This is a genomic window from Galbibacter mesophilus (genome assembly GCF_023721415.1).
Classification (GTDB): Bacteria; Bacteroidota; Bacteroidia; order Flavobacteriales; family Flavobacteriaceae; genus Galbibacter; species Galbibacter mesophilus.
The window spans coordinates 257,823-267,358 of the sequence record NZ_JAMQVC010000004.1 but is presented as its reverse complement, the minus strand read 5'-3'; the positions used below and the strand labels follow the sequence as shown (position 1 = coordinate 267,358).

The following is a 9,536-nucleotide window of genomic DNA, read 5'->3' as shown; positions in this document are numbered from 1 at the left end:
GAGCATTTTCTGTTGTAAAAAGAGGAACTCCATATGTTGTTTTAAATCAATATGCAGCTTAATAAAAAAATAGATTTAATTAGGATTTGATCTTGGAATACGTATAACCGTCAGTTACGGGTTAATATATGTTGATTTTCGGTTAAGCACTGTCGTTAGCAATTCCGAGTGAATTAGGACGTAGTCGAATCCGCCGTAATTGCGGTTATACATTGTTGTGCATAGTTTTTTTATTCATTCCATAGTCGATTCATATAATCTTTGTCAGAATCATTTGTTATAAAATATGTCCAATTCGATTCGTCCGCAATTAAAAAATTAAATGTTACGAACTCTTTCTTGTTTCCGTTTTCGAATACTTCTAATTTATACTGATAATTCGGGTGGAATATTGAGTCTAAAATTCCATCTCGATAATCAGAAACTTTGCTTTTGTTCCAGTCTTTTATAAATCGTTCAGTTTTTATTCGGTTGAGTTTCTTTGTCTTGTTTGGGTCAATTCCAGAAACCATAATAATTGAGTCTACCTTTTGTATATCAATTTTAGTCTTTTGAGATTTTAATTCCGTTATTTTTTCATCACAGATATTAATTATCAAATATTGTCCATTTTCAGGTTCAAATCGAATGTTACAAGAGTCTAATTTATAACCGCTACTTGCAATGTATTCTCCGTTCTTTTTCAAGTCAAGAGGGTAGTAGTGTGGTCCAGCCCAACCAAGGCACTTATTTTCAATTATTTCATATTCATTGATTGTCCAAGTATTACTTATCTCGCAGTCAGCTCCAAAAGCCTCTCCGATTGTTTTTAAAGCAAAATATCCTCCACCAACAATTAGGATTATTAAAATTGAAATTATTATTAAGGCTATTTTTAATCCTTTGCTCATTTCTCAAATTATGCACAACGGTTTGGCTATGGTTTCGTTGCGGGAAAGGACGCGAGTCATTTTCCGCTGTGATTAAAGATAGCAAAAAATGCGAGTATTTTCCGCAGGAAAATCCGTAGCAATGAACTATAGCTTTTGTTGCCTACAGTTTTTTTCGTTCCGATGTTTTTCAGTTTTGCTTTTTATTCAGCGTTGGAGTGGGCAATTTTTTCCGCAAACTTGCTCAAATCTATAATCCTTTTCAATTCCGATTTATTCCGCTCGAGTGAGTTTCCGCAATTGTAGGCAACGGTTAGGCTATGCGCAGTGTCCCGAAGGGCATTGCGTATAGGTGTTGTTGGGTGCAGTTATTTATTTTACCAAATCATAAATTGTGTTTCCAAGGTTATCAATAAAATCTACTGATTGTTTTGCATCAGAATGAATAATAGGTTGAATGTCCCCTGTGAATAAATCAAAATCGCCTTCATGAACAATTTGATTTCTACGAATTACAATGTTTTTAAGCTCCGTTTTCAAATTATTTTGAGTCATTCCCATTTCCGTAGCTATTTTCTGCCATTTATGATTTTCATGCCATATTAAGCTCAATGCTTCTGAAACTTTATCTGGGTCTTGAAATGATAAGTGTTTATGAGCGGAAGATATTGTTTGTTCGAATATAAATGCTGCAGGTGGTACAGAAGCATTATTAATTGCATCAAATTGATTTAATGAAATACTAAAATTCTTGTACGCATTTGTTGGTGTTCGATTACCTTTAAACGAATCTAACATTCCTAACTTTACCAAATCGTGGACTAGCCTATCAAAGCTAGAAAGAGAGTAAACGATTTCACTTCTTAGTAAATCTGAAACATCGATGGGTTTAAAACCAAGTACAGTAGTTAAATGAATAAAAAGGGTATCAATATTACGAACTCGATTTATTCCTTTGTCAAATATTTGCTTAGCTCTCAGCATTTTCCTTTATTTCTTCAATCTGTGATGCAAATTCTACGAACATCTGGTCAAATTCATCTCTCTTACTAATCATTTGCTGCAAAACAGTTCCTGATCGTTCGATTTGATTATCTGAAAGTGCATACACGGGAACACCAAATTTATTAGACTGAGGAAGAAGGCTTTGGAAATCAGGGATTTCGGCTAGACAATAATTTGCTGGTATTCCTGTTTCACTGTAAAGATTTGCCTGAAAAAGCATACCATGTTGTGCTAATTTAGGTACCAATTCATCAGATACAGATGTCAGAATTTCATCCATGTTATTCCTATATGGAGTTGAAGGTCTTCCGCTTCTAATATTAAATCTTTGAAGTACTACACCTGCAAATTTAGGGTCATAAATCGGGAACGGATATGAAGAATTGGCAAATGTTATGCGCATTTGTTGAGATGTGCTATACCAACGAGGTAATACATCTGCCAATGTTCTAACTGCCATTAATGAAAAAGGATCTGGGTTTGTAGGTACTATAAATAAATCAGAGATTGAAAAGAAATTTTGGTTGATTGCACTTAATCCTGGATTTAAGTCAATTAGGACGTAATCAATATTATGATGATTACAACAATTTTCAATTAGTGCATTAAATGATCCTGGTAAATTTTGCATGGTAGCAAAGGCATTATTTGAGGTTTGGGCAAAACTCAATGCAGGCTCTAGTTCAGTTAAATTTGGATGACCGGGCAGAAGGTACAAGTTTTCATTATTAGGAACATTGTAGCAGTCAAATGCACTAATTGGCTCAGGTCTTCCTTGAAAAGCAGAATTTACCCCATCCATTAAATTCTTTTTTCTAGTACTTTCTTCGATATAGTACTGCTCAAAGTTGTTCTGCATTATTATTCCTGACAGATTACATTGTGGATCTGCATCGACTAATAAAACTCGCTGACCTCTCTGGGCAAGTTTCCAGCCTAAATGAAATGTTGTAGTGGTCTTACTGACTCCACCCTTATGATTAAAAAAAACTATTCTCATTCTATTTATTTTTTAATTCGTATCACTAATTGCACCCAACGGTCTAGTGTATGATTTCGTTGCGTGTTTAAGCACTAAAGTTAGCAAATAATCACAGATAGAAAATTCCAGCGGAATTTTCGTAAGTAAGCCTTTACTAGCAATGAATTATACACAGTGTTACCACACGTTTTTTATTTCAGGTTGATATTTATATGGATTTTCAAATTCAGTTTCCCCATCGTGATAGATTAAAAATTCCACGCTATTTTCTTTAAATTCAATAGTTTCTATTTTATTAATTCCAGTTACGCAAGAGTTATTTCCAACGTATTGTTGCTTATCCAAAATTCCGAATTTAGATTTTGTAATTACTAAACTTTCTCCACAAGCGAAAAATCCACCAACTCGGACTTCCACATTATGGTTTTCATTAATTTCAGATTTCGCCATTGGTGCTTGAAATGGAAGAGTTATTAAATAAAAAAAGACGAACCCTATTTCGGAAAACAAGCTTAAAATTCCGAAAACAAAGATTGGTATTGTCAAAATTCCGCTCAATATTTTGGTCAGATTTTTTTTAGTCAACCCAAAAAGTAAAATTGTAGACAGCAAGAAAGTCAGTCCGATTATTGAGCTTGCGTATTTTCCTTTTAGTCGGAAGTCAAAAACCAAAAGTATTACACATATTAAAATTCCGATTAATGAGTAAAATGATATTTTTCTAACAACTTTTTCTAATTTCGGAAAGTCATATTTCTTTAAAATCAGCACAAAACTAATTCCTGAAAATATTGTCATTAAAACTATAAATATCGTCATTTCTCAAATGTGTGGTAACGTATGTATATACCACTGTTGCTGATATATAACTTTCGCTATTGATTGTTTAAGTTGTTTTTATTCAGTGCTTTATCGTTTAATAAAGCATCTAAAGGATTGTTTATGTTTTGCAACGAACGGGTGGAAACATGGGCGTATATGGCAGTGGTTTTCGGACTGTTATGCCCTAACAATTGCTGAATATACCTCGTATCCGTACCGCGGTCCAACAGATGCGTCGCAAGGGTGTGACGTAAGGTGTGGGGCGTAACATGTTTGGTAATTTCCGCTTTTTTAATGCTCTTTTTCAATGCCATGCGTATGCTGGATGCAGAGTATGCTTTTCTATTGGGGCCTTCTAAAATCCAATAATTGGGTTTAAATTCTTTTAAATAGGTTACCAGTACCGGTTTTAGTGCTTTGCTTATAATAGAAACCCTATCCTTTTTTCCTTTAGCACTTCGAATATAAACCATATTTCGGTCTAAATCAAAATCTTTGATGCGTAAATTTAAAAGTTCACTTATTCTTACGCCGGTGCTATAAATTAATGCAAATGCCAACCGATGCTTTAGATTTTTGGTGGAAGATAAAATCCGTAAAACTTCATTTTCGCTCAAAACAGTGGGTAACTTAGTTTCTTTAATAGGCCTCTCAATGTAATAGGTCGCACGTTCTTGTTGATTGATTTTTTCAAGATAAAACTTTATGGCATTTATCGCTTGGTTCTGTGTGCTAATGGAAACTTTCTTTTTAGTGACCAACCAATCTTGATATTTCCGTATATCTTCTTCAGTAAAATCCTGCACGGGGGTAGGGTAGATAAAATTTAGGAATTCATTGAAAAGGTATTTGTAAGCCCTTTGTGTACTCGCACTATAGCGCATCCGCTTTAGTGTTTTTAAATAGGTTTCGGGGACTAAATTTTTTTTCTGGGGTGACTTATTCTTTTCATTAGTTGAAGAAAATTGAAACTTTAGGAATGCCTTATTATGAAATACGGAACCTATTTTTTTAATATTTTTTTCTGAATCTGCTATCAACCAAGCCTTTTTGGATGCACTCCAATACGCCCCATAATTTTTGCAAAGTATCTTTAAATCCTCATTATAGTCAAAAAACAGGCCTAATACCTTTTGGCCCTTATGCGTTAATCTTTTAATTTCAACAGTTGGAAATAAATACATTCTTTATGTTTTATGACTCAGAAACATATTATAAATATAGCGCTTATATTCTAAATATATTCAATGTGTACATAAACAAAAAACCCCTAACATCGCTGCCGGGGTTCCCTCATAACACTAAAACTAATCAAATTAATCGCTATATGATTGTTGATTGTCCGTAATCTATATTCTCCTGATTGTAATTGATGATTTCTTCGGCATTGGCAATAAAATCAGCAATAAAATTCCCCACATCGGTCGTTGTTTTCTTACTATTTGGGTCTAAATCGGGAGTAACTACATTCATTTCCAACGCTTTTTCAACCGCTTTGTGTACGGCTTGCGCTTCTTCATGTAATTTAAAATGTTCTAAAAGCATAGCGGCAGATAGGATAGAGGCAATAGGGTTGGCGATACCTTTTCCTTTTCCCTGTGGAAAAGAACCGTGAATAGGCTCGAACATCGCGTTTTCGTCTCCTACGGAAGCCGAAGCCAATAGCCCAATGGAACCACCGATAACGCTCCCTTCGTCAGAAATAATATCTCCAAACATATTTTCCGTAAGGATTACATCAAACTGACTTGGGTTCAATATCATTTGCATAGCGGCATTGTCCACAAAAAGGAAATCCAATTCCACATCGCTATAACTTTTTCCAATATTGGTTACCACTTTTCGCCATAAACGGGAGGTTTCCAAAACATTGGCTTTATCTACCAACGTCAGCTTTTTACGTCTTGCACGGGCAGCTTTAAAAGCCAAATGCGCAATACGCTCAATTTCGTAATCGGAATATTCGCACAAGTCGGATGCCACGCTTCCTTCCTCATTTAGCTTCTTTTCCCCAAAATAAATACCGCCGGTAAGCTCTCTGTAAATGGTGAGGTCGGTACCTGCAATACGCTCTTCTTTCAAGGGCGATTTATCAATAAGGGTAGGGAAGGCCTTTATGGGGCGAATGTTGGTGAACAATCCGAGGGATTTTCTCAATTTTAATAATCCCTGTTCTGGGCGTACCTTGGCAGACGGATCGTTGTCGTATTTTGGGTCTCCAATGGCACCAAAAAGTACGGCATCGGTATCCAAGCACAACTGTAATGTTTTTTCAGGAAGGGGGTCCCCAGTTTGGTCAATAGCAATAGCACCCACGGGTGCCTCTTTAAAAGTAAAGCTGTGGTTATAAACTTCTCCAACCGCTTTAAGGGTTTTTATGGCTTGTTTGGTGACTTCCGGGCCAATCCCGTCACCAGCTAATACAGCGATGTTTAAATTCATTATGCTTTGTATTAAAATGTTCTGGAAGCCTCATAGGCTTCTATTTTATCTTTATTACTTACCAAGAAATCGATGTCGTCGTAGCCGTTCATCAAACACATTTTTTTGTAGGCATCAATTTCAAAGCTTTCTTCAATATTGGTACCCAAAACGGTAATGGTTTGGTTTTTAAGATCTACTTTTAGTTCGGTATTTGGGTTTTCTTTTATTGCTGAAAGCATGGCAGATAACACTTCTGGACTCACCTGTATAGGCAACAATCCGTTGTTAAGGGCATTTCCTTTAAAAATGTCAGCAAAATAACTGGATACTATAGCTTTAAATCCAAAATCGGTAAGTGCCCAAGCAGCGTGTTCACGGCTACTTCCGCAACCAAAATTATCGCCAGCTACCAGAATTTTACCTGAGTAGGTCGCGTCGTTCAAGACAAAATCTTCATTAGGGGTGCCGTCTTTTTTAAAACGCCAATCACGAAACAAATTCTCACCAAAGCCAGCCTTGCTGGTTGCCTTTAAAAAGCGCGCAGGGATAATTTGGTCGGTATCTATATTTTCAATCGGCAAAGGAATTGCCTTAGATGTTAATGTAACAAATTTTTCCATTCTATTTTTTTATTGTTGAATCGTTGAATTGTTAATGTGTTAAGTTGTTAGGATTTTAAAGGTACTTGGGTGTTTACTAACTCAACTCCTCACTCTTCACTCAGAACTCTTAACTTTTAACTCTTCACTATCTAAACCAATTCCAATTCTTCTACTTCCTCGCTTACATTGATTATTTTTCCGGCGATGGCAGTAGCGGCAGCTACCAGCGGACTCGCTAAAATGGTACGTGCTCCTTGCCCTTGTCGTCCTTCAAAATTTCGGTTAGACGTAGAAACGCAATATTCACCTGCCGGAATTTTATCTTCGTTCATTCCCAAACAGGCAGAACAACCACTTTGGCGCATTTCAAAGCCAGCGGCTTCAAAAATATCCTGTATCCCTTCTTCTTTAATCTGTTTGGCTACTTGTTGAGACCCAGGAACAATAAGCGCATTTACATTGGCCGCTTTTTGTTTTCCTTTTATGTACTCGGCAGCAATTCTAAAATCTTCAATCCTAGAGTTTGTACAACTTCCGATGAAAACATAGTTAATGTCTTTGCCAAGTAGCTTTTCTCCTTTACGGAAGCCCATATATTCCAATGATTTTTCAAAGGAAACATCATCTTTACTAGGGATAGCCTCGGTTATTTTAATACCCATACCCGGATTGGTTCCGTAGGTAACCATAGGCTCAATATCCTCCGCATTAAAAGAATATTCCTTATCAAAGGTAGCATCGGCATCCGTAGGCAGTGTTTTCCAGTAAGCCACTTTCTTTTCAAATTCCTCCCCTTTAGGAGCAAATTCGCGGTCTTTTACATATTCAAAGGTAGTGTCATCCGGAGCAATCATACCGCCACGGGCTCCCATTTCAATACTCATATTACATACCGTCATACGGCCTTCCATCGTCATGTTTTCAAACACATCGCCAGCGTATTCCACAAAATATCCCGTACCCGAGTTGGTACCCAATTGCGCAATGATATAAAGAATAACATCTTTTGGTAAAACTCCTTTTTTAAGCTTTCCGTTTACGGTAATTCGCATACTTTTAGGCTTGGAAAGCAACAAACACTGGCTGGCAAAAACTTGCGCTACTTGGCTTGTTCCAATTCCAAACGCAATAGTACCAAAGGCCCCGTGGGTAGAGGTGTGGCTATCTCCACAAACCATCGTCATACCTGGTCGTGTAATCCCAAGTTCGGGAGCCATTACATGCACAATCCCTTGGTAGGGGTGCCCCAAACCGTAAAGGGTAACATCGTGTTTCTCACAGTTTTCTGTCAACATTTCCACCTGTTTTTTAGACAGTAAGTCTTGAATAGGCAAATGTTGGTCTTTTGTAGGAACGTTATGGTCTGCCGTAGCTACAATTTGGTCTTTTCTAAAAAGAGGAATGTTACGTTCTTCAAGCTCATTAAATGCTTGCGGACTCGTAACTTCGTGAATTAAATGTTTGTCAATATACAATATCTGTGGCCCGTTTTCTACGGAATGTACCACATGACTGTCCCAAACTTTATCAAATAATGTTTTGCTCATTACAATTAAGCGATTGCTTTAATATCTATATTACTTATACTGATGATTTGATGGATATCTTCATCCAACACTTCTTTTTTCTGATCTGCAAAGGTTAAAAACTCCTTGTAAACTTCATCCAACTGAAGCTTGGTAAGTTCGTAACCTACTTTTTTGGCACGATATGCCAAGGCGGCACGACCGCTTCTTGCGGTTAGTACAATAGCAGATTCGGTTACTCCAACGTCCGCAGGGTCTATAATTTCGTACGTTTCGCGGTTTTTAATAACACCATCTTGGTGAATTCCAGAACTGTGTGCGAACGCATTGGCTCCTACAATGGCTTTGTTGGGCTGTACCGGCATTCCCATACTTTCAGAAACCATTTTACTGGTACTGTACAATAGCTGGGAATTAATATTGGTGTCTAAATTAAGATTAGGATGTTGTCTCAAAACCATAACAACTTCTTCCAATGAAGTATTTCCAGCACGTTCACCAACACCGTTTATGGTGCATTCTATTTGTCTTGCGCCACCAACAACACCAGCAATGGAATTGGCGGTTGCCAAACCAAGGTCATTATGGCAGTGACAAGAAAGAATAGCCTTGTCTATCCCTGCAACATTTTCTTTTAAATACCGCATTTTTGCGCCGTATTCTTCAGGTAAACAATAACCGGTAGTGTCTGGAATATTCAACACAGTGGCACCTGCTTTTACAACAGCTTCACAAACGCGGGCTAAGAATTCATTATCGGTACGGCCGGCATCTTCCGCATAAAACTCTACATCTTCCACAAATGTTTTGGCGTATTTTACAGCCGCTACGGCACGCTTTATAATTTCTTCGCGGGTAGATTTAAACTTGTATTTTATATGGGAATCCGAAGTGCCAATACCGGTATGAATACGCGGTTTTACTGCATATTTCAAAGCTTCGGCAGCTACTTCAATATCTTTTTTTACCGATCTTGTGAGCCCACAAACGGTAGCGTTTTTTACAATTTTTGAAATCTCTACTACCGAGTTGAAGTCTCCCGGACTGGAAATTGGGAAACCTGCTTCAATAACATCAACCCCTAGATCGTCAAGACGCTTTGCAATAACAAGCTTTTGTTGTGTATTAAGCTTGCATCCAGGTACTTGTTCCCCGTCTCGTAATGTCGTGTCAAAGATTTGGACTTTTTCTTTACTCATCTTGATTTTTTAATGTAATTTCAAATTTGTATTACGAATTTATATTTTAGTCCTATATTTTTTAGTTCGCTTAACCATTTCTTTACAATGCTTAAGGAAAGTTTTTA

9 protein-coding genes are annotated in these 9,536 nt (G+C 37.0%); all 9 read right to left on the bottom strand.

The annotated features are described in order from the left end of the window. Nucleotides 1-230: 230 nt before the first annotated feature. The 9 genes from NDQ75_RS14535 to NDQ75_RS14495 all read right to left on the bottom strand — a co-directional run bounded on the left by NDQ75_RS14535 (nucleotide 231) and on the right by NDQ75_RS14495 (nucleotide 9,429). Nucleotides 231-890, bottom strand: a complete 660-nt coding sequence (locus tag NDQ75_RS14535) for a hypothetical protein (RefSeq protein ID WP_202029317.1) — start codon at nucleotides 888-890, stop codon at nucleotides 231-233. Nucleotides 891-1,241: 351 nt separating this feature from the next. Beyond that, on the bottom strand, nucleotides 1,242-1,853 hold the full coding sequence (locus NDQ75_RS14530) for a HEPN domain-containing protein (protein WP_202029316.1): 612 nt from the start codon (nucleotides 1,851-1,853) through the stop codon (nucleotides 1,242-1,244). Then, entirely contained in the window at nucleotides 1,840-2,874 is a 1,035-nt protein-coding gene (locus NDQ75_RS14525) for a ParA family protein (protein WP_202029315.1), read from the bottom strand. The genes NDQ75_RS14530 and NDQ75_RS14525 overlap by 14 nt, the downstream gene beginning before the upstream one ends. A 159-nt stretch (nucleotides 2,875-3,033) precedes the next feature. After that, nucleotides 3,034-3,675 carry a hypothetical protein gene (locus tag NDQ75_RS14520; RefSeq protein WP_202029314.1) on the bottom strand — a complete coding sequence of 214 codons (642 nt, stop codon included), beginning with the start codon at nucleotides 3,673-3,675 and terminating at the stop codon, nucleotides 3,034-3,036. Between the two features lie 56 nt (nucleotides 3,676-3,731). Beyond that, entirely contained in the window at nucleotides 3,732-4,862 is a 1,131-nt protein-coding gene (locus tag NDQ75_RS14515) for a tyrosine-type recombinase/integrase (protein WP_202029313.1), read from the bottom strand. A gap of 139 nt (nucleotides 4,863-5,001) precedes the next feature. Continuing rightward, on the bottom strand, nucleotides 5,002-6,120 hold the full coding sequence (leuB, locus tag NDQ75_RS14510) for a 3-isopropylmalate dehydrogenase (RefSeq protein ID WP_202029312.1): 1,119 nt from the start codon (nucleotides 6,118-6,120) through the stop codon (nucleotides 5,002-5,004). Nucleotides 6,121-6,131: 11 nt separating this feature from the next. Continuing rightward, complete coding sequence (gene leuD / locus NDQ75_RS14505; RefSeq protein ID WP_202029311.1) at nucleotides 6,132-6,722, bottom strand: 3-isopropylmalate dehydratase small subunit; 591 nt, start codon at nucleotides 6,720-6,722, stop codon at nucleotides 6,132-6,134. 131 nt (nucleotides 6,723-6,853) lie between these two features. Beyond that, nucleotides 6,854-8,251 (bottom strand): 3-isopropylmalate dehydratase large subunit, encoded by a 1,398-nt coding sequence (gene leuC / locus NDQ75_RS14500; protein ID WP_202029310.1) that lies wholly within the window; start codon nucleotides 8,249-8,251, stop codon nucleotides 6,854-6,856. 5 nt (nucleotides 8,252-8,256) lie between these two features. Continuing rightward, entirely contained in the window at nucleotides 8,257-9,429 is a 1,173-nt protein-coding gene (locus NDQ75_RS14495) for a 2-isopropylmalate synthase (protein ID WP_202029309.1), read from the bottom strand. Between the last annotated feature and the right edge of the window lie 107 nt (nucleotides 9,430-9,536).